The 18772-nt window shown below is 63.0% G+C and carries 16 protein-coding genes and 3 pseudogenes; 6 read left to right on the top strand and 13 right to left on the bottom strand.

The window, feature by feature from the left end:
* The 7 genes from GL300_RS15250 to GL300_RS15280 all read right to left on the bottom strand — a co-directional run.
* Positions 1-226 (bottom strand): hypothetical protein (locus tag GL300_RS15250; protein WP_155040520.1); only part of this gene is annotated, 226 nt, incomplete at its 3' end.
* A gap of 279 nt (positions 227-505) precedes the next feature.
* Positions 506-1804 carry a 3-oxo-tetronate kinase gene (gene otnK, locus GL300_RS15255; RefSeq protein ID WP_155040521.1) on the bottom strand — a complete coding sequence of 433 codons (1299 nt, stop codon included), beginning with the start codon at positions 1802-1804 and terminating at the stop codon, positions 506-508.
* A gap of 2 nt (positions 1805-1806) precedes the next feature.
* Positions 1807-2472 (bottom strand): aspartate/glutamate racemase family protein, encoded by a 666-nt coding sequence (locus GL300_RS15260; protein ID WP_155040522.1) that lies wholly within the window; start codon positions 2470-2472, stop codon positions 1807-1809.
* Positions 2472-3926, bottom strand: a complete 1455-nt coding sequence (locus tag GL300_RS15265) for an NAD(P)H-dependent oxidoreductase (RefSeq protein ID WP_155040523.1) — start codon at positions 3924-3926, stop codon at positions 2472-2474. Before GL300_RS15265 ends, GL300_RS15260 begins: the two co-directional genes overlap by 1 nt.
* A 53-nt stretch (positions 3927-3979) precedes the next feature.
* Complete coding sequence (locus GL300_RS15270) at positions 3980-5509, bottom strand: tripartite tricarboxylate transporter permease (RefSeq protein ID WP_155040524.1); 1530 nt, start codon at positions 5507-5509, stop codon at positions 3980-3982.
* Between the two features lie 19 nt (positions 5510-5528).
* A complete protein-coding gene (locus GL300_RS15275; protein ID WP_155040525.1) occupies positions 5529-5975 on the bottom strand; it encodes a tripartite tricarboxylate transporter TctB family protein in 447 nt (148 codons plus the stop codon).
* A 59-nt stretch (positions 5976-6034) separates the two neighbouring features.
* Complete coding sequence (locus tag GL300_RS15280; protein WP_211595114.1) at positions 6035-7015, bottom strand: Bug family tripartite tricarboxylate transporter substrate binding protein; 981 nt, start codon at positions 7013-7015, stop codon at positions 6035-6037.
* A 172-nt stretch (positions 7016-7187) separates the two neighbouring features.
* On the opposite strand from GL300_RS15280, the gene GL300_RS15285 reads away from it, so the two are divergent.
* On the top strand, positions 7188-8117 hold the full coding sequence (locus GL300_RS15285) for a LysR substrate-binding domain-containing protein (RefSeq protein WP_155040526.1): 930 nt from the start codon (positions 7188-7190) through the stop codon (positions 8115-8117).
* A 52-nt stretch (positions 8118-8169) separates the two neighbouring features.
* Here the strand turns inward: GL300_RS15285 and GL300_RS15290 are convergent, their stop codons facing one another.
* Positions 8170-9705 (bottom strand): DHA2 family efflux MFS transporter permease subunit, encoded by a 1536-nt coding sequence (locus GL300_RS15290; protein WP_155040527.1) that lies wholly within the window; start codon positions 9703-9705, stop codon positions 8170-8172.
* An 8-nt stretch (positions 9706-9713) separates the two neighbouring features.
* Positions 9714-10832 carry an HlyD family secretion protein gene (locus tag GL300_RS15295; RefSeq protein WP_155040528.1) on the bottom strand — a complete coding sequence of 373 codons (1119 nt, stop codon included), beginning with the start codon at positions 10830-10832 and terminating at the stop codon, positions 9714-9716.
* Positions 10833-10963: 131 nt separating this feature from the next.
* Here GL300_RS15295 and GL300_RS15300 point away from each other — a divergent pair, with 131 nt between their 5' ends.
* Entirely contained in the window at positions 10964-11653 is a 690-nt protein-coding gene (locus tag GL300_RS15300) for a TetR/AcrR family transcriptional regulator (RefSeq protein WP_155040529.1), read from the top strand.
* Positions 11654-11720: 67 nt separating this feature from the next.
* On the opposite strand, the gene GL300_RS15305 is transcribed toward GL300_RS15300, so the two are convergent.
* A complete protein-coding gene (locus GL300_RS15305; RefSeq protein ID WP_155040530.1) occupies positions 11721-12020 on the bottom strand; it encodes a nickel-binding protein in 300 nt (99 codons plus the stop codon).
* Between the two features lie 148 nt (positions 12021-12168).
* Positions 12169-13920 carry a winged helix-turn-helix domain-containing protein gene (locus tag GL300_RS15310; RefSeq protein WP_155040531.1) on the bottom strand — a complete coding sequence of 584 codons (1752 nt, stop codon included), beginning with the start codon at positions 13918-13920 and terminating at the stop codon, positions 12169-12171.
* A 139-nt stretch (positions 13921-14059) separates the two neighbouring features.
* Between GL300_RS15310 and GL300_RS15315 the strand changes: the two genes are divergently transcribed.
* The 3 genes and pseudogenes from GL300_RS15315 to GL300_RS26710 all read left to right on the top strand — a co-directional run bounded on the left by GL300_RS15315 (position 14060) and on the right by GL300_RS26710 (position 16729).
* Positions 14060-15187, top strand: coding sequence for an EamA family transporter (locus tag GL300_RS15315; protein ID WP_155040532.1), 1128 nt, complete (start codon positions 14060-14062; stop codon positions 15185-15187).
* Between the two features lie 33 nt (positions 15188-15220).
* Positions 15221-16243 (top strand): annotated as a pseudogene (locus GL300_RS15320) (PLP-dependent cysteine synthase family protein); the annotation flags it as partial.
* Positions 16244-16369: 126 nt separating this feature from the next.
* A complete protein-coding gene (locus GL300_RS26710) occupies positions 16370-16729 on the top strand; it encodes a glutaredoxin (protein WP_246195212.1) in 360 nt (119 codons plus the stop codon).
* A 138-nt stretch (positions 16730-16867) separates the two neighbouring features.
* Here the strand turns inward: GL300_RS26710 and GL300_RS15325 are convergent.
* Together GL300_RS15325 and GL300_RS27450 are read right to left on the bottom strand one after the other, a co-directional pair.
* Positions 16868-17478 (bottom strand): annotated as a pseudogene (locus GL300_RS15325) (IS6 family transposase).
* 556 nt (positions 17479-18034) lie between these two features.
* Positions 18035-18356 (bottom strand): annotated as a pseudogene (locus GL300_RS27450) (transposase); the annotation flags it as partial.
* A gap of 99 nt (positions 18357-18455) precedes the next feature.
* On the opposite strand from GL300_RS27450, the gene GL300_RS15335 reads away from it, so the two are divergent.
* Complete coding sequence (locus GL300_RS15335) at positions 18456-18647, top strand: hypothetical protein (RefSeq protein WP_155040534.1); 192 nt, start codon at positions 18456-18458, stop codon at positions 18645-18647.
* Positions 18648-18772 lie beyond the last annotated feature (125 nt).

Consider the following 18772-nt stretch of genomic DNA (forward strand, 5'->3'; position numbering starts at 1 on the left):
AAATCTCGGCAACTGATGTGCCTTCCTCGCCCTGCTTCAGAATGAACGCCTTCTGCGCTTCCGTGAACTTCGATGCCTTCATCGTTTTCAGTTCCTGTCCCAGCCGGGGAAGGTTAGCCGAAAACTCCAGCTTCAAACGGTCCAGTTTCGAGGGGGCAGAGCAGAAGCCCGGAAACTCCAGTTCCCGGCGTTCCCAAATTGGTTGGCGGGGCAGCAGCAGTTTCACTGCGTGCACTTTGGTGAGGATATTTTGGGGCACGCTTCCCTGCCAACCTAAACCCTCCATCAAGGATGGACATTACTATCCCGGTAGAGGGCGAGGTGAGAGAAGACCTTCTTGGAGCTGTGTTGAGCGTCGTCGAAGCCGAGGCAGGAATTGGTCGACATGAGGAGAATGAGCCGAATCGTGAGGCCACCTGCGTTGGTATGAGCCAAGCGGCGTTCATATCGCAAGCGTCCGAAATGCATCCGCTTCTGGGCCATGCTCTCGCTTGGATCGCGGTAGTCATTGTCTGCGATCGAATGCGCTGCCGCTAAGTGCATCTAGCGCATGGGCGAAGAAGCTGGTCCTGCCGAAATTCCCGGACTTCAATGCCAGTGCGATGCCACGTTTCTGGCTGATCAGGATCGGCACGCCGGAATCTATCTCGGGACCGATGCGCAGATCGCCAAGGTCGAGCGCTTGGGCCACGGCACCAGAGGTTTCGCCACCGGCGACGACAAGGCGCCTGACTCCGCCGTCAACGAGCTGCCGGGCCGTGTCGGCAAACAGCTCGTCCAACCTGCCCGCGACGGCTTCCCGGCCATATCGCGTCTGGGTAGCGGCGACCTCATGGGGATTGCCAGAGGAAAAGGCCAAGGGCTGCTTGCCGACATTCTGGCGAAAGAAACCGATCAGATCATGGCTCGTCGTGATGCCATTCATCACATCGTCGACCGAAATGGCGAGAGCCGGATGGTCGCGCCGATGAACCTCGATCTGGTCGCGGGTGGCACCCGAGCAGGAGCCGGCGAGAATGGCCTCGGGACCGGTCACGCCTTCGAAGCGGGTCGCGGTCCCTGCCGCTAGCCCGGCCCGGATGAAGTTCGCGGGCAGACCGATGGCGATACCCGAGCCGCCGGTGATCAAAGGGGCCCAGGCCGCCGCCCGACCCAACGTGACCAGATCTTCGTCGGTGGACGCATCGGCGATGGCAAGCGTTTCACCCTTTGCCGCCGCCGCGCGCAGGGCCGTGGCGACAGCCTCGGAACCGGCGCGCACGACAGCGGCAGGCACCAGCCCGACCGGGGCCTTTGACTGACGGCCAAGCCAGCGGCGAATATCGGCGTCGCGCATGGGCGTCAGCGGATGGTTCTGCATGCCGGATTCGTTCAAAGGGCGGTCGTGCACGAAAAGATGGCCTTGATGCACGCTGCGGCCAAGCGTCGGAAACGCCGGACAGGCAATGACGCCAGCCACGCCAAGCGCATCGGCCAGCGCCTCGGCAACCGGGCCGATATTGCCTTCTGGCGTTGAATCGAAGGTCGAGCAATATTTGAAGACAATCTGCCGACAGCCTTGGGCCTGCAACCATTTAAGCGCCACCAGAGACTGCGCCACTGCCTGATCGACAGGGATCGACCGGGTCTTGAGGGACACCACACCGGCCTCGATTGCCGGATCGGCCTGCCTGTCCGGCACGCCCATATATTGCGCCACGACCAGCCCCCCAGCCTGACCCGTCACGTCGGGCATCCCCTTGGCCAGAGTATTGGCGATGTCGCCCGCTCCGGTGAAATCGTCCGCAATGACCCCCAGCAGCATGGTCAGTCCCCTGTCACCAACCCGCGCATGCGGGTCACCGCCGCGTCGGGGGCAGAAAGCACCGGTATATTCACGACCGCCCGCACCGCCTCGGCCGCGCGCGAGGTCGAGAAATGCGCCAGCATGATCGCATCGTGCTGACCCAGTTCCGGCGCGCGCGCGGCGATCAGCCGGTTGTGGCTTGTGGCATTGCCCTTTTTCAGAAGGTCATTGGCGTCGCTGACGACAATCGTGTCGAGCATCGCCTTGCTGCCGGTCTGCGCGACGAAGGCCTCGAATTCATTCGTCATCGTCGGAACCGCCGGTGCGAAGGTCGCGAGCATCCCGATGTTGCCCCCCGCCGCAATGGCCGCACGAAACATCGCCTCATTAGGTTTCAGCACCGGGATCGGCAGCGCCTTGGCCATGCGATCAATCGCCGGACCGAAGGCCGAGCAGGTCACCAAGATGCCATCCGCACCGATCCGGTGCGCATAGCGACCGAAATCGACGAAGCGGTCAATCAGCCCCTCGGACAGGTCGGCCCCCTCTTTGGCGCGATCGATGCTCAATGCGTCGTCCAGCAAATTCACCGCCTCGGCCTCGGGCCAGTGCCGCGACATCGCCTGGTTCACCGGCTCCATGGCAACAGGTGTCGCGTGAAAAAGGACGATGCGCGGGGCGGGCATCAGGCGGTCTCCAACGGGTCGGTCGGGGACATTGCTGCGGATGTCAGGAAGGTCCGATCCTGCTGACGCCTTAGCGCCCAAAGAGGCGAGCCTTCTGGTTCCTCGACCATTTCATAGGTGATCAGCGTGCCTGCCGGGATGTCCCTGATGGCGCGGTTGCCGACCAGCAGATGCGCGCAGGCCGCATTGCCCATTGCGACCGGAATTGCCGGGACGATGCGGGCGGTCAGCTGCGGACTGTGGTCATTGCCAAAGACCTCGCCCGCCTTGATGTCGCGCGCGGCCACCTTCACCAGATCGTAGCGCGGCAGATAGTCGTCCGAACCGGTATCGATGCCAAGCAGACCGGCCATCAGGATCGAGCTTGATGTCTCGACGCCGCACAGATGATAGGGCCGGTAAATGACGGCAGCGGTATCGTCGTAATTGGCGATCTGCCCCTTGGTGGTCAGCACATGGTTCGAATAGGCATTGTCGCAGCGCACCACCAGAAAGACGCCGCCGCCAAGACCGGACTCGGCAGGCGCACGCAGACAGGTCGCAAGGTCGATCTTGCCCGCCCGGTCGAAAACTCCTCCATGCGCCTGCTCGCAATAGGCGACCGGAATTTCCGTAACGCGCAGCGGCGCATGAACAAGCGTATCCACCGCCGGTTCCAGCCCGGTGTAATTGGCGGCGATCGTCATTTCGCAAAGATCATATGAGCCGGGCTGCGGCAGTTTGGCCAATATTCTGGCGCGCTGCGCGACATATTCCGCCGTCCGCCCCTGAGGGATCATCTGCAGGAATTCGCGATCCTCGGGCGCGATGATGATCGAGGCCTGATAGGGCGCATGGATCGGCTTGTCGGTGATGATGCGGGCCTCGCCGGTCGCCTCGTCATAGATGAACTCGCCATCCGTCGCCTTGCCGCCGCTGATCACCGACAGACCGACGGATTTCGCCCATTCGTAAAGCTGGATCAGCAGACCGTGCTGATCGCCGTCAACCGGGGTGTAGACGACGCCCGCTTCCTTCGCCAATTTCTTCAGCATCGGCCCGACCGTCACGTCGCAATCCTTGGTGATCATCGCGACATGCTTGCCGTTCTTGATCGCCCGCAGCGCATAGACCACGCTTGCCTCGGGGATGCCGGTGCTTTCGCAGACGATATCGACCGAGGGCAGGTCCGCCACCAGCAACGGCTTGTCGGTATAGACCCGTTTGCCATCATCGATGGCGCTTTGGGCGATCTCAACGCTGTCGGCATAGACCAGCGTGGACGGATCGAACCCGGCCTTCAGATAGGCGCCCTTGGCCGCATCAAGCGACAGATCCGCAACCACGACAACGGACAGGCGCGGCGTATGGGGGTCTTGGGTGACGATCGCGGTGCCGTAATTGCCCGCACCGATGACGCCCGCACGGACATGGTCCTTTTTGGCGAATTTCGAATAAAGGTGGTGATAGACCATGGCATCGGTCTCCGCTCTGGTTTCAGATGGGGGGATCGGGCAGCGAAGGACGGTCAGGGACCGACCTTCGGCGTCAGTTCAGGGTGGTCGGCAGGCGCGTGCCGTGCGCGCCGGTTCATCCACCACGGCAGGATGATCAAGGCGGCCGTAAGCGCGAAGATGACCAGCGCAATCGGGCTTTGGAAAAACACGCCGACATCGCCGTCGGAGCCGATCAATGTGCGGCGGATGCCGCGTTCAAGGATGGGACCAAGGATCATGCCAAGCACCAGCGGCACCGGCGGATAATCCAGCTTCATCATGATGTAGCCGACGACCCCGAAACCGATGGCCAGCAGGACCTGGAACATCGAATTGTCGATCGAATAGATGCCGAACATCACGATGGCCATCACCGCAGGGAACAGGAATCCCGGTTTCACGAAGGCGGCGGTGGCAAGGATCGGCGTCAGCAGAATGGTGATGGCGACCAACGCCAGATTGCCGATGTAGAAGCTGCCAAAGATCGTCCAGACAAATGTAGACTGGGTCTGGAACAGCATCGGGCCCGGCTGCAGCCCGATCATCAGCAAGCCCCCCATCAGTACCGCAGTCGTCCCCGAGCCCGGAATGCCCAGGGCAAACATCGGGATCATATTGCCGTAAGAGGCGCTGTTATTGGCGGCCTCGGGCGCTGCCACGCCCTCCATCGCGCCCTTGCCGAAACGCTCGGGGTGTTTGGCGAAGCGCTTGGCGAAGGCATAGGAAATCATCGTCGCCGCCGTTGCGCCCGCACCCGGAAGCACGCCGACAAAGAAGCCGATGAGCGAGCCCGAGATTAGCTCGCGCCAGCAGCGCAGGGTCTCGCGCACATTCGGCAAAAGCTCGCGGAACCGGAAGCGGGCACGATTTGTCTCATCCTCCGATACGGGGGCTGTGGCATACATCTCGGCCAGACCGAACAACCCGACGGCAAGGATCGAGAACTCGATGCCATCGAACAGGTAAATGCTGCCGAATTCGAAACGGGGCACGCCCATGATCGGATCAAGGCCGATCGTCCCGATCCAAAGCCCGCCAAACAGCGAAACACCGGCTTTGAGCGGGTCCCTTCCGCCAAGCACGCTGACCAGCGACAGCGAAAAGATCATCAGCGCGGTCATCTCGATCGGGCCGAAGGCAATCGCGGCGCGTGCAATGGTCGTGGCGAAGGCCGTCAGCAGCAGCAGCCCGATCAGGCCACCCACGAAGGATGCGGCAATGCTGATGCCAAGTGCCGGTCCCGCCTTGCCTTGCTTCGCAAGCTGGTAGCCGTCGATCACGGTCATCGTCGCCGAGGCATCGCCCGGAATACCCAGCAGGATCGCGGTCACCGCGCCGCCATATTGCGCGCCGTAATAGACCGCACCAAGTGCCGCGATGGCAGCCGTCCCGTCAAATCCGACGGCGACCGGCAACAGGATCGCCACGCCGGCAGTCGGCCCAAGCCCCGGCAGCGCGCCGATGAACAGGCCGATGACTGAGCCGATGAAGATGGCCAGCAGGATGGAGGGCTCGGATGCGGCCGCCAGCCCGTTGAAAAGAAGTCCCCAAGCCTCGAACATGATGATCTACCTTCCGCGCTTAAAGCAGGGGGACGGCAAGCAGGCTGCCGAAAACGACGTAGAGGATTGCGGTCATCACCGCCGAGACGACGGCCAGAATGCTGTAGAACCTTGAATTTCGCGGGCCAAAGATCGCGCCAATGGCAAGCATCAGCAAAAACCCGGCAGCGATCATGCCGATAAGGCCAGACAGCCAGACAAAGGCGATCATCGCGACGGTGCAAAGCACAACCCGGACGATCTCGGCCTTGCCGATGGTTTCGATCAGCTCCAAGCGCCGGACTGCGTTGAACAGATTTGCGCCCGAGAAGATCAGAATGCCAAGCCCGATCCAGAAGGGAAAGAAGCCCGCGGATGGGTTGCCTTCCTCGATATAGCCGTAGCCCATGCCCTGATAGGCGACATAGGCGCCAAACAGGATGAGCAGCGCCGAAACGGCAATGTCGGCGTGGCGAATTTTGACCATGTTATCCTCCCTGCGGTGACGACCGGCCAAGCTGGCCGGCCGCTTCGATCCTGTCCGGCCTACTTGGCCAGTCCAAGGTCGCGCATGACGCTTTCATAGCGGGCGCTGGTCTCGACCATCGCGGCTCCGAATTCGGCGCTGTTCAGATAAAGCGGGGTTTCGTTGAAGCGGTCGACATATTGGGCCTGCCATTCCGGGCTTTCGGCGACGGTCTTCAAGATGCCTTCCCAATAGGCGACGGTTTCGGCGGGCACGCCCGAGGGCATGATGATGCCGCGCAGCTGCGTGTGGACGATGTCATAGCCCAGTTCCTTGAAGGTCGGCACTTCGGCAAGCGAGGTCATCCGCTCGGGCGAGGTCACCGCCAGCGGTCGAAGTGTGCCCGCCTTGACCTGCTCAAGGATCTCGTTCGGATTGCCGTAAAGCAGATCAAGATGCCCACCAAGGATCGCGGCAATGACCTCGCCCTCGCCATCATAGGGCACCACCTTGATATCGGTGCCGAGCTGCTTGTTGGTGATATGCGCAAGGATTGCCGGGTCAGAGACGGCACCTGCGGTGCCGATCTTCAGCCCCTTGGCGGCCTTCAGGTCGTCGATGGTCTTGATCGGCGAGGTATTGGCCACCGCAAGGATATAGGGCGAGCGTGCAATGGCCGCGAGCGGCGTGAAATTCTTGTAGTTAATCGGCATCTTACCCAGCAATGGCGTGGTGAAGAAGCTGACGCCGACGCCGCCCAGCGTATAGGAATTCCCCTCTTGCGCGTTGATGTAGCTGTAGCCGACCGCACCCGACCCGCCGGTGCGGTTCTCGACCAGAATGTTCACCGGGATAAGCTGCTTTTCCTGAATGACCTTGGCCAGCGTGCGCGCCAGAATGTCGCTGCCGCCGCCAACGCCGGCGGTCACGACATATTGGATGTCCTTGGCCGGATAGTCGGATGCCTGCGCGGCGGTGATCGCAAATTGCGATGCCGTCAGAAGTGCTGCGCAACCGATCGCGAATGCGCGACGGGTCACGCCCCTCATGTTCGAACCCATGTTTTCCTCCCGGGTCGAACGCCCCCGCCGGTTTCTCCTCCCAGCACATTCGACCGAATGACAATTCGCGGACACCCGCGACAAGATGAAGCCTAGCGATTGCCTTCTGGCAGAACAAACCACAAAATCATCACGATTGGTCTGGTTTGCAAACCAATAGAATGGGGGCCCCGTGGACATCATCGGCAATATCAACATGAAGGTGTTGCAGACGTTTCTGGTGGTGGCCGAGGAAGGCAGTTTCCGTTCCGCCGCCGAGAAGCTGCACCGTTCGCATTCGGCGGTCAGCGCACAGATCATGCAGATCGAGGCCCAGCTTGGCGTCGCCCTGTTCGAACGCACGACGCGCAGCGTGAAGCTGACGTCCGAAGGGGCGCATCTGCGCGACAGCACCAGAAAGGCGTTCTACGAGATCCATCTTGGCCTGCGCCGCATTCGCGAGGAAAACGATGCCAAGCGCGGCCAGCTGTCCTTGGCCTGTTCGTCGCATATGGCCTCGATCCACCTGCCCCCGGTGCTGACCGAATTCGTTCGGACCTATCCCGGCATTGCCGTCACCGTCAGGGAACTGACGTCGAAAGACCTGTATGAGGCGCTACGGCAGAAAGAAGTCGATTTCGCCGTCGGCCCCGAGGATCAGGACGAGGCCTTCGATTTCACCACGATCATGGTCGAGCCGTTGCAGGCCTTGGTGCCGCATCACTTCCTTGACGGGCCGCGCGACAGCATCACCTTGGCCGAGCTTTCACAGCTGCCGATGCTCGTGCAAACTCAGGCGACGGCAGTGCGCAGAATGCTGGACGCGGCCATGCGCGCCAAGGGGCTGGACCTGCCGACGCGCTATCAGTTCATTCAGGCCGAGACTATCATGGCGATGGCCGAGGCTGGTCTGGGGGTCGCCGTCCAGCCCGCCACCCGGCTTGCCAAGGCCAATCTCAAGGCGACAGTGATCCTTGATATCACCGAGCCGACCATCACCCGCAGCATGGCGCTGATCACGCTGCGAAATCAGCGCCTGTCGCCCGCCGCCCAAAACCTTGCCGACAAGATTGTGGACGATGTCCGCTCGACGACCGGATTCGTCGCGGAAGGTCTGGAATAAGAAACGGCCACTCCGGCGATATGGCCCACGGCTTAGCCAACAGAAATCACACCTATTTCGGACGGCGAAGCAGCAAGACCACGGGCGTCATCGCAAGGATCATGACCCCCATCAGCCAGAAGCAATCGCTATAGGTCATGACCAGCGCCTGCCGCTCGATCAGGCTGGACAGCTGGGCGATGGCGCGCAGCTTTGCGGTGGCCGCGTCGATGCCTTGGCTTACCCCGTCCGCGGCCAGCCGCGCCTGTCCGGCCAGCGAATTCGCGGTCAGCGTCTCGCGAATGGCATCCGAATGAACCGCGCTGCGCTGGTCAATGACGACGCCGCTTAAAGCCAGGCCCATGGAGCCGCCCAGATTGCGCGCCATGCTGTAAATGCCCGCCCCGTCAGCGGCATTCTCGCGCCCGATGGCGGCCATGGACACCTGATTAAGCGGCATCGAGGCCAGAATTTGGCCGACCCCGCGCAGCAATTGCGAGACGGTGAAATCCGACCCGGCGCTGTCGGGACTAAGCCCGATATCGACAAAGCAGCTTGCCGCGTAGCAGACCAGACCCAGCGCGACCATGACCCTCGCATCGAAGCGGCCGATGACGCGGGGCAAAATGGGCACGAGCAGGAATACCGGAACCGCCGAAAGCGCCATGACTGCCCCAGCCTGCCGCGGATTATACCCGGCGATGGTGCTGAGAAACTGCGGCAGGATGAAGGTCGCGCCATAGGACGCCGCACCGACCGCCATCGCAATCAGCGCGGCGCTGGAGAATGCGCGGTTCCCAAGCAGGGACAGCTTGATGACCGGATCGGCGCTGGTCCTTTGCGACAGCAGAAGAATGGCGAAACCCAGCAGCGAGGCCAGCGTCAGGCCAAGGATGGTCGGGGATTCAAACCAGCCGTCGCGCTGGCCCTCTTCAAAAACGACGGTCAGGCAGCTGAAGGCCAGCGTCATGCCAAGAATGCCCCACCAATCCGCCTTCGCCAAAAGGCCCAGATTGGCCCTTTGCCGGGGAAGGCCGACCAGCAGCAGTACGGCCAGCGCGATGCCGACCGGCAGGTTCAGGAAGAAGCACCAGCGCCAGCTGACCTCTTCGGCCAGATAGCCGCCAAGCACCGGCCCAAGAATGGGGCCGATCAGGACGATGATGCCGAAAATGCTCATCCCGACCGGCATCTGGCGCGCGGGTAATCGGGTGCGGACGATGACCTGCGCCGTAGGGATCAGGGCGCCGCCGAAAAAGCCCTGCCCGATGCGCCCGATGATCATGGCAAGCAGGCTGCCGGATAAACCGCAGAAGATCGAGAACAGCACGAAGGCCGTGGTGGTCACCAGCAGCAGCGTCCGCAACCCAAGCAGGCGGGTGAACCATGCCGTCAGCGGGATCATGATCACTTCGGCGACCAGATAGCCGGTGCCGATCCACGTGCCCTCGGTGCCGCTGGCCCCGATCGCGCCTTGGATCTGCGGCAAGGCGGTGTTCGTGATCGAGATATCCAGCGTCGCCATCAGCGCGCCGACCGCGCCAGCGACGACAGCGATCCAATCGGTCAGGCCCGCCGTTTCGGGACCGGGCCCGGTCGGGGCGGTCATCTGCCCGGTCATTGTCCTGATGCCAGCTTCATATACTCGGTCGCGCCGGTATCGACCGAGACTTCTATCGACAGGCCCGGCAACAGCGGTGGCAGACCGGTCGGGCCGGGCTCAAGCCTGATGCGGACGGGAACGCGCTGGACGATCTTGGTGAAATTGCCGGTGGCATTCTCGGGCGGTAGCAGGGCGAATTGCGCCCCGGTTCCGGGGGCGAAACTGTCGACGATCCCGGTCAGCTTCAGATCGGGATAGGCGTCGATGTCGATGCTGACGGGCTGCCCCGCGCGCATATCCGCGATCTGCGTTTCCTTGAAATTGGCGACCAGATAGATGTCGTCGGTCGGCACGATGGTCAGCAGCGGCGTCCCCGGCTGGACGAACTGGCCAAGTTGCGCCGAGCGGTCGCCCAGCCGTCCCGAGATGGCGGCGCGCAGGACCGTGTCCTCAAGGTCTATCTTGGCCCGCCCAAGGCTTTCCCGGGCAGCGGCTAGGTCCGCCTGAGCTTTCTCGACCTGCGCCTTCAGGGCCGTGGTCTGCTGGCGGGCCTCGTCCAATACGGCCTGCTTCAGATGGGTGATGGACCCGGCCTGATCCAGCGAGGTCCGTGCCCGCTCGACCTTTTGCTGGCTTTCGACCCCACGGGCCGCCAATGGCGACATCCGGTCGAAATCCTTTTGGGCCAGCTTGGCATCCTCGGCAGCGCTTTCCAGATCGGCCTGCGCCTGCGCAATGACCGAGGCCTGACTTGCAAGATCGGCCTGACTTTTCACCAGCTCGGCCTTGCGGCCATCGACGGTGGCCCTAGCCTCGCGCATTGCGAATTCGTAGCGGCGCGGGTCGATCTTCAGCAAAGGCTGGCCTGCAACCACCTCTTGGTTGTCCGCGACATAGATCTGGTCGATCTTGCCCGAGACCACCGGCGCCATCGAAACCTTGTCAGCTCGCAGATAGGCATTGTCGGTGCGCTCGATGAAGCGCCCGTTCGCGTACCAATCATAGAAGAAGAACCCGCCGATGATCACGGCAATGACCAGCAGCACGGCTAGAACTTGCCGCACCCGGCTACGTTTCTGCGGAATCGCCATCTGGGCCGCAGTGATGGATTGCGGGGATAGGTTTGCGTTCATCTGCGGCTGGCCTGACATTGACGGGAATGGCTAAATTATTCCAATTGGAACATTTCTGTCAATTGGCAAAAGTTTTCCGATTGGAATAATTTCCCAGCCCGTGCTACCCTTCGCCCTGCAAGGAGGTGTCGATGACCAGTTTAAGAAGACGCAACGCCGAGAGCGGCTATGCCCGTGGCGAGGAAACGCGGGCAAAGATCATCGAGACCGCGATTACCCTTTTTGGAGAGAAGGGCTTTGCGGGCGTCTCGACCCGTGAGATTGCCGGTACAGCAGGCGTGCCTGCCCCCTCGATCCAGTATTATTTCGAGAACAAGGAAGGGCTTTACCAAGCCTGTGTCGACAATCTGCACATGTCCGCCTGGGAAGCGGTCGGCCCGGTCATTGCCGAGGTTGAAACCCTGCTGGCGGACAAGGCGGATAGCGACAGGCTGATCGACGGCTATTGCCGGATCTTGGAAAGACTTGCAGATTTCCTGTTCGCCATGCCCGACGCTGGCAGCCGCGCGCTGTTCGTGGCCCAGCACCGCGCCCTGACGAACTGGCAGAAAAGCACGCCTTCGGGTCAGCAGGCCACCGGCCGCCGGATTCAGGATTGCTGCGCCGCCGTGGTTGCACGGATTGCCGGTGGCCTTTCTCCGGAGGATAGCAAGATCGTCTCGACCACGGTCAATGGCCAGCTGATGATCGTTCATCTTGCCCGCGATCATGTCGAGGACATGCTGGGCTGGACCGAGATCACCTCCGCGCGGAACGAGGCGCTGAAATCGGTGGTCAGACGCCAGACCACCCTGCTTCTGAATTCCTACCGGTCAGGGTGACGGAGCCTTGCCACGCGGGAAAGTGACCCCCCGCATGGAAAGCAGATAATGGTTAGACGCATTGTTCTCAGGCCGGGACGGCCTCGGCGGGGTCGGGACGGACGATCACGGTGGTGGCCACCGGATAGAATTCCTCGCCCGGCATGCCGACGCGGCGGGCATGTTCGCGGATCGCCTCACCGTTCATCGCCTCATAGATGCAGAAGGTGCCGATGCGCCCGTCGGGTTCGTGAACCACATAGCTGCGGATCCAGCGCAGTTGATCGGACATCTCATCATTGCCGATCCGGGCCGATTTTGCCCCGGCCATTTCCAGATCCGCAAGAGAGGCCCAAGCACTGGGGCGGCGGATGACGTATAGCTGCATGTGACTATTCCCTTGTCGGGCCGGTATATCCGGCCATTGCGGTTCAACCGCGCCATTGACGCGAGAGACCAGAATATCAGCGAGGGCCGCCGCTGATCCTTATCGCCGGCTGATCCTTGGCCGATGCTGCGCCGCCCACCCGCAGGGATCAGTTCGGGACTGGTGCCGCCAGCGCCCCGGCTTCGAGTTGCAACCGGGGTGAGCCGATGCGCTCGGCGCTGCGCAGACAGGCCGAGATTTCAGCCCGCGCTGCCATCTCGTCGCCCGCGCGCAGATACAGCCGCGCAAGGTCAAGCCGCACCCGCGCCGCGTGATACTCGATCCCGGCGCCGGTCCAAAGCTGACGCGCCAGCATCAGGAAACGCGCGGCCTCGGGGTCTTCGGGGTCCAGCCAATAGCGGGCCTCGTTCATCAGCGCATGCGCGGCGGGCTGGCTCCAGCGGCCCGGCTGGGATTGCAACTCATCCAGTGCGGCACGCGCCACATCACCGCGACCAGCAAGCGCCGCGATCCGCGCCTTATGCGCCAGCAGCATGCCGCGCCGTTGCAGGTGATACCAGCTCGCGCCCGACAGCGTGCGGTCCAGCGCGGCCAATGCGGACTCGTGTTGACCGGTTTCGGCCAGCAAGAAGGCATTGCCCGGCTCGGCATCCCAGCCGCTGGCATAGGCGGCGGCGAAATCGGCCCGCGCCCCGTCCAGATCGCCCATCATCGCGCGCAGATCGCCGCGCACGCGATAACCTTCCCCGATCGAGAAGGCCTCTTCGTCGGACAGCTTCGGGATTGCCGTCTCGATCGCCTGCAAGGCCTCGGGCAGGCGGCGCTGCGTGCCAAGGATCTCGGCGCGGTGCAAATCACATGAGCCGGGCACCTCGGCAAAGCTTGCGGCGCACCAAGTCTCAAAGCCAATGCTCCATTGCCGCGCCCGCGCCCAATCCGAGAAGGTCCGGCAGCTCCATAAGATATTGCAATAGACAAGGCTGCCGGTCACGGGATCGACCTGACTGGACAGCGCGATGGCGGCGGCATGGTTCTGCTGGTCGATCCCTTGCGCGGTATCGCCAAGCGCGATGTTGTAAAAGCCCTCATAGGTCAGGGTCAGCGCGATCAGCCCGGCATCGCCACAGATGCGGGCGGCTTCGCTGGCGCGCATCGACAGCGACAAGGCCTCATCCGCGCGACCCGAAAAGGTCGCAAGGCGCGAGCGCATCCACAGCAGATAGGCGGCCAGACGCGGATGCTGATGGCTGCCCGCCAGCGCCTCGGCGCGATCCAGCCAGCCTGCGGCGGCGGCGGGGGCGCTGCGCTCAAGTTCCAGCTTCGCAATGGTCACCGCCGCTCGGGCGGCAAGCTCGGGGCGGTCCTCGGCCAGATGCGCGGCAACCCCGCGGATCAACACCGGGATCGCCTCGAAGGGACGCCCCCGGCATTCCACCGCAAAGGCCCAAAGATCAAGATCCGCCCCGCCCAAACCGCCATGCCCGTCCAGCGCCTCGAACCGTTGCACCAATCCGGCCCAGTCGTGCAGGCGGGCGAGGTCTGCGGCCTCGATGCGGTTGTCCGGGACAGGGTCCGTCATCGCATCCAGGTGCCCCAGCCCGGGCCGATCCAGCGCGAAACGGTAGCCATGGCGCACGAAGCTGCGGATCGCGTCGCCCATGCCGCCCGGTTCAAGCGCGCGACGCGCCAGACTGACCAAGCGCTGCAAGGATGCCTCGGTGACGATGACATCGGGCCACAGCGCGTCCATCAGCTCATCCTTGGGTACGACCCGGCCCGCATTGCGCAACAGATGTGCGAGCAGGTCGAAGACAAGGGGCTGCACCTTCTGGTCGGCCCCATTCAGGTGCAGGCTGCGCGCATCCTCGTCCAGTTCGAAGGCGCCGAAACGGTGGATCATGGCGATTGTCCCGGGCGGGCGGACCCATGCGGCGATGATACGCCAAAGATAAGGCGCTGATAAGGACGCTGGGCGAGGCCCGGATGTAGGTCCTTGGGCATTGCGGCAGGGCCGCGTTGCACAGCGACAGGATATCCCGATGACCCGTCATGTTCGACCATCATTTCCCACCATCCCCGGCATGGCGGTTGCCGTCCCGGTTCCCGAACCCGTCCCGCCAGCGGCGTGCCGCAGGTCGCGGCCTGAAGGCTGGCTTTGGGGCCTTGGCGCCGCCGTGATCTGGAGCGGGTGGTGGACCGTCACCCGCATCGGCGCAAGCGGCGGCCTGCCCGCGCCGGATCTTGCCGCGCTGCGCTTTGGCATCTCGGGGGTGCTGCTGCTGCCGCTGGCTTGGCGCATGCGCCTGACGATCCGCAAGGCGGGCACCGCGAACCTGTTCTTCATGGCGGTCGGGGCTGGTGCGCCCTATGCGCTGGTGGCGGCGACGGGGGTCAGGCTGGCCTCGGCCGGAACCGGAGGCGCGGTCACCGTCGGGCTGATGCCGCTGTTCACCACGGCGCTGGCCGTGCCCCTGCTGGGCGAACGGATGACACGCGGGCAAGTCGCGGGGCTAGGCTGCATTCTGACCGGCGTCGCCTGTATCGCCTTGCAAAGCATAGGTGGCCCGCATGGACGCGCGGGGCTGGGGCTTTTCATCCTTGGGGCCATGATGTGGTCGGGCTATGCCGTGGCAATGCGCCGCTCGGGCCTGCCAGCGATGGTCGCGGCGGCGGTGGTCTGTCTGGCCTCGCTGCTGCTGTATCTGCCGGGCTGGATGATCCTGCGCGGCCCCGGAACCCTGCTGGCCGCCGCGCCATCCGACCTGATGTTGCAGGCCGTTTATCAATCCCTGCTTTCCGCGATCGCGGCGCTTTACTGCTTCAGCCGCGCTGTCCACCTGCTGGGCGCGGCGCGGGCCTCGGTCTTTGCGGCGCTTGTGCCCGGCCTTTCGGTCCTCATCGCCGCGCTGGTCCTGCATGAGGTCCCGGGCCTTTGGCAGGCGGGCGGCGCGGCCCTGCTCTCGGTCGGGGCGGTGGTTGCGGGTGGCGCGTCTGCCAAGATGTCCCTACCCGGCTTCGGTCTTCTGGCGCGGGTATGGGCAGGCTGGCGACACCGCCATCAGATCGCAGCGACCCGCCGCGCCCTTTCGCGGCTCTCGGATACGGGGCTGAAGGATATCGGCCTGCACCGCTCGGAACTTATCGGAAGCGGTTTCCACAAACGCTGATCCCAGCGAACATCTGAACGAAAGGAACAGGACATGACCGGGTTACATGCATCCATTCTTGACACCATCGGCAACACGCCGGTCGTGCGCCTTGCGCGGCTGGCCCCCGAGGGCGTCGAAATCTATGCCAAGCTTGAGGCCTTCAACCCCCTCGGTTCGGTCAAGGACCGGATGGCCTTGGGCATCATCAATGAGGCCGAGCGGACCGGCGCCCTTCGCCCCGGCCAGACCGTGATCGAGGCGACCAGCGGCAATACCGGCATCGGCCTTGCCATGGTCTGCGCCCGCAAGGGCTATCCGCTGGTCGTGGTCATGGCCGAAAACTTCTCGGTCGAGCGGCGCCGGTTGATGCGCTTTCTGGGCGCAAAAGTGGTGCTGACGCCGGCCTCGGAAAAGGGCTCGGGCATGGTCGACAAGGCGCGCGAGCTGGCCGCCACGCATGGCTGGTTCTGGACCCGGCAATTCGACAATGAGGCCAATGCCCAGACCCATAGCCGCACCACCGCCCGAGAGATTTTACGGGATTTCGGCGGAAACGGACCGGATTATTTCGTCACCGGGTCCGGCACCGGCGGCACGCTGAAAGGTGTGGCCAAGGTGCTGCGGGCGGAAAGTCCAGCGACACGGATCATTCTGGCCGAGCCCGAAAACGCCCCGATGCTGGCCAGCGGGCTGGCCCAGCCCTTTCGCGCGGATGGCAGGCCCGAGAGCCATCCGCATTTCCGCCCCCATCCGATGCAAGGCTGGTCGCCGGATTTCATCCCTGACCTGACCCGCGACGCGATGGCGGCCGGATGGGTCGATGCGGTCCAACCTGTCTCGGGGGCCGAGGCGATCCGGCTTGCGCGCGAACTGGCGCGGCAAGAGGGGATCTTTTGCGGCATCTCGGCCGGGGCGACGCTTGCCGCGGCATTGGTCGTGGCCCGGACGGCGCAGCCGGGCAGCCGGATCCTGTTCATGGTCCCCGATACCGGAGAACGCTACCTCTCCACCCCGCTTTTCGAGCAGATCGGACAGGAGATGGACAAGGATGAACGGGCGATTTCGGAATCGACGTCGCTGTGCCGTTTCGGCGCGCCCGCCGCGCGGCCCGCAACCGCCGCACAGCCGATCCCGCACCCCTCGACGCAGGCGCGCGACTTCGTCGAGGCCGCGATCACCTCGCGCGATCAGCCCGTGGTGATGTTCGCGCTGGAATGGTGCGAGTTTTCGTGGTCGGTCCGACGCTTCCTGCAGGATCTTGGCGTGGCCTATCGTTCGGTCGATCTCGACTCGGTCGAGATGCAGGCCAGCGCGTCCGAAATTCGGCGGGCCCTGCACTATCGGACCGGGCAACCGACAATCCCGCAAGTCTTTATCGGCGGAACCCATATCGGCGGCGCAACCGACCTGCTGGCCCAGCATGATCGCGGTGATCTGTTGCCGCTTCTGGCCAAGGCGGGCATCCAGCCCACGGACCCCAAGGCGCTGAACGCGCTCGGCTACCTGCCAAAATGGCAAGCGGCAAGGCCGACGGCGCAACTGACAAGCGATGGAGTTTGATCCGGGCGCGGGCAGGCTGCGATGAGAAGGCCGACCCTACGTGCCGCGCTGGTCTGCGGCGCGCCCGAATTCCCCAGATGAACGACGTCGAGAAGAGGGATTGGCAAGCTTTTGGGCATGATTGAGCCGGGTGCTTTGTTAGGCGCTCATTTCGACCGCATAGCCGCTCCAGAGGTCGAAAGCATCGGCTCTGGCATGACGGTACGAGGCAGCGGGCGAAAGACAGTATTGATCTGGTCGTGGGCTGCCAAAAACCTTTGGGCCTGCCTGGGTAAGTTGAACCGCCCCATGATTTTCTCGGGCCTTCGGGTTGGCCTGTACGATCCCTCGATCCGGTTGTTCATGCCCTTGCGCGTGCGATGATCCGTACCTGACACAATGTCACGAACCGGTTTGAGGTAGCTGCGCAATTGATCCGTCATGATGACACGTGGCTCGCAGAACCGGGTGATCAGCCTTGTCAGAAAGCGCTTTGCGCGCTGTGGCTAGATAAGGATATCAAGCACACATCCGCTGCCCGCCACAGCCAGTATTTCCGCCGCGCCTGATGCAGGCAGCAAAATGGCGGCCGAAGCAGTTTACCCATTGGCGAATGGTTTCCCGGCTGACCGTCACATCACCTCCGCAAGCAGGTCCTCGACATCGGCAGCGCTTAGCCCAAAGCGGTGATACAGCCAGACGACATAGGTGATGATCTGACGAGGAAAACCGAAGCCTTTCAGGAGTGGTAATGTCGATCGCATCACCATGTCCGTGCTCTAATCGGACGAAAGATCGCAAAAATTTGGCATTGCCGGTCTCGCTGCCCCCGAAGGCTCGGCAAGCTAGGTGTTGTCCCACAGTTTGATGGTGCAATCCTTTCGAATGAATGGAAGCCATATGGGACAAGTCCGTCGCGAAGCGACACGACCACGGACGCCGTGCGAGCAGCAATACAGCGCTTCGACCGTGGCACTGAATCTGTAGCCTTGCCTCGAACGTGCCCATGAAGGCCATGGCCAGATTGTCAGGATACTTCGCCGCTGAAACAGCTGTTCAGTTCGCCCAGCGGCGCGCCGATTGAGGCATCAAGTCCGGGAATCGAGGCAGGAAATTTCGTCGAATGTCCAACCTGAGCTCTGCACCAAAACCCCGCATGGAAGGAAGCAGCATATCACTGGGATATGCTGCGAGCGGAGGGTTTGTTCGCGAGACGAACCAGCCCTCTGGGAGATCCGTCGCCGATCGGCCACGTCGTTGATCTGGGACGGTAGCAAACCACCGATCACGCTGATGAACGGCTCAGGCGCGGTTCCGCCACCTGACGCGCACCGACAGCCCTGCAGCGTAAAGACCGATGATCTTGTCGTAGAGACCGTCGATCCGGGTCTGACCCTTCACAACCAATTCCGGCTCGGAACTGCCGTCCTGGTCGCGAAGCACTGAAAGCGGCACTTCACCCGCTTCGTGGCAACACCATTCCTCCGGTCGGTCTGTTCAGGGGGCGACCCGCGCCGGCCTCATAGCCCAGATGCGCCGTCAATTCGGCACCCAGCATTTGTTCCATCAGCTAGACCTTCTGCTACTTCATAAGCCTGTCGCTCAGCAGATACTCAGGTCGCTTGCAGCCCTTCAGTGACTCGTCCAGCGGTTCGTTCTGTCATCGCCCTTGCCCCCCTCAAGAAGCATGGACCCAATCAGCGATAGACAGAATGCCGCGCACTCTCATGCAGGACCGCCATCCGCCATGACCTTGATCACCGACAAGTTGGGTTTTCGCGGCGAATGCCATGCCGACCGCCACCTGAGGCTGCGCGAGGAAATGCAACGCCTAGTGGTCTACCTCGCAGATCGTCGGCGCTCGCCAGCATCGGCGAGCGCGATGCCGACTGCGCCATATCACGTGACCGCGCCGACAGGTTCGATCATGGCAGCGTGATGAGCGGTGCTGGTCGTTAGCGACAGGACCCGCATCACCGTGACACGTATGTCCGTGACATGCATCTCGGTACCGGAGCAGGGAAAAACGCATGCCGCGCCCGGATTAGCCAGAAGCACTTGCTG

Source organism: Paracoccus litorisediminis (assembly GCF_009711205.1).
GTDB lineage: Bacteria > Pseudomonadota > Alphaproteobacteria > Rhodobacterales > Rhodobacteraceae > Paracoccus > Paracoccus litorisediminis.

Excerpts from the sequence above, each read along its gene's own strand:
- otnK (WP_155040521.1), bottom strand. The coding sequence starts at position 1,804 with ATGCTGCTGGGGGTCATTGCGGACGATTTCACCGGAGCGGGCGACATC.
- GL300_RS15260 (WP_155040522.1), bottom strand. The coding sequence starts at position 2,472 with ATGCCCGCCCCGCGCATCGTCCTTTTTCACGCGACACCTGTTGCCATG.
- GL300_RS15265 (WP_155040523.1), bottom strand. The coding sequence starts at position 3,926 with ATGGTCTATCACCACCTTTATTCGAAATTCGCCAAAAAGGACCATGTC.
- GL300_RS15270 (WP_155040524.1), bottom strand. The coding sequence starts at position 5,509 with ATGTTCGAGGCTTGGGGACTTCTTTTCAACGGGCTGGCGGCCGCATCC.
- GL300_RS15275 (WP_155040525.1), bottom strand. The coding sequence starts at position 5,975 with ATGGTCAAAATTCGCCACGCCGACATTGCCGTTTCGGCGCTGCTCATC.
- GL300_RS15280 (WP_211595114.1), bottom strand. The coding sequence starts at position 7,015 with ATGGGTTCGAACATGAGGGGCGTGACCCGTCGCGCATTCGCGATCGGT.
- GL300_RS15290 (WP_155040527.1), bottom strand. The coding sequence starts at position 9,705 with ATGACCGCCCCGACCGGGCCCGGTCCCGAAACGGCGGGCCTGACCGAT.
- GL300_RS15295 (WP_155040528.1), bottom strand. The coding sequence starts at position 10,832 with ATGAACGCAAACCTATCCCCGCAATCCATCACTGCGGCCCAGATGGCG.
- GL300_RS15300 (WP_155040529.1), top strand. The coding sequence starts at position 10,964 with ATGACCAGTTTAAGAAGACGCAACGCCGAGAGCGGCTATGCCCGTGGC.
- GL300_RS15305 (WP_155040530.1), bottom strand. The coding sequence starts at position 12,020 with ATGCAGCTATACGTCATCCGCCGCCCCAGTGCTTGGGCCTCTCTTGCG.
- GL300_RS15310 (WP_155040531.1), bottom strand. The coding sequence starts at position 13,920 with ATGATCCACCGTTTCGGCGCCTTCGAACTGGACGAGGATGCGCGCAGC.
- GL300_RS15315 (WP_155040532.1), top strand. The coding sequence starts at position 14,060 with ATGACCCGTCATGTTCGACCATCATTTCCCACCATCCCCGGCATGGCG.
- GL300_RS26710 (WP_246195212.1), top strand. The coding sequence starts at position 16,370 with ATGTTCGCGCTGGAATGGTGCGAGTTTTCGTGGTCGGTCCGACGCTTC.
- GL300_RS15335 (WP_155040534.1), top strand. The coding sequence starts at position 18,456 with ATGACCTTGATCACCGACAAGTTGGGTTTTCGCGGCGAATGCCATGCC.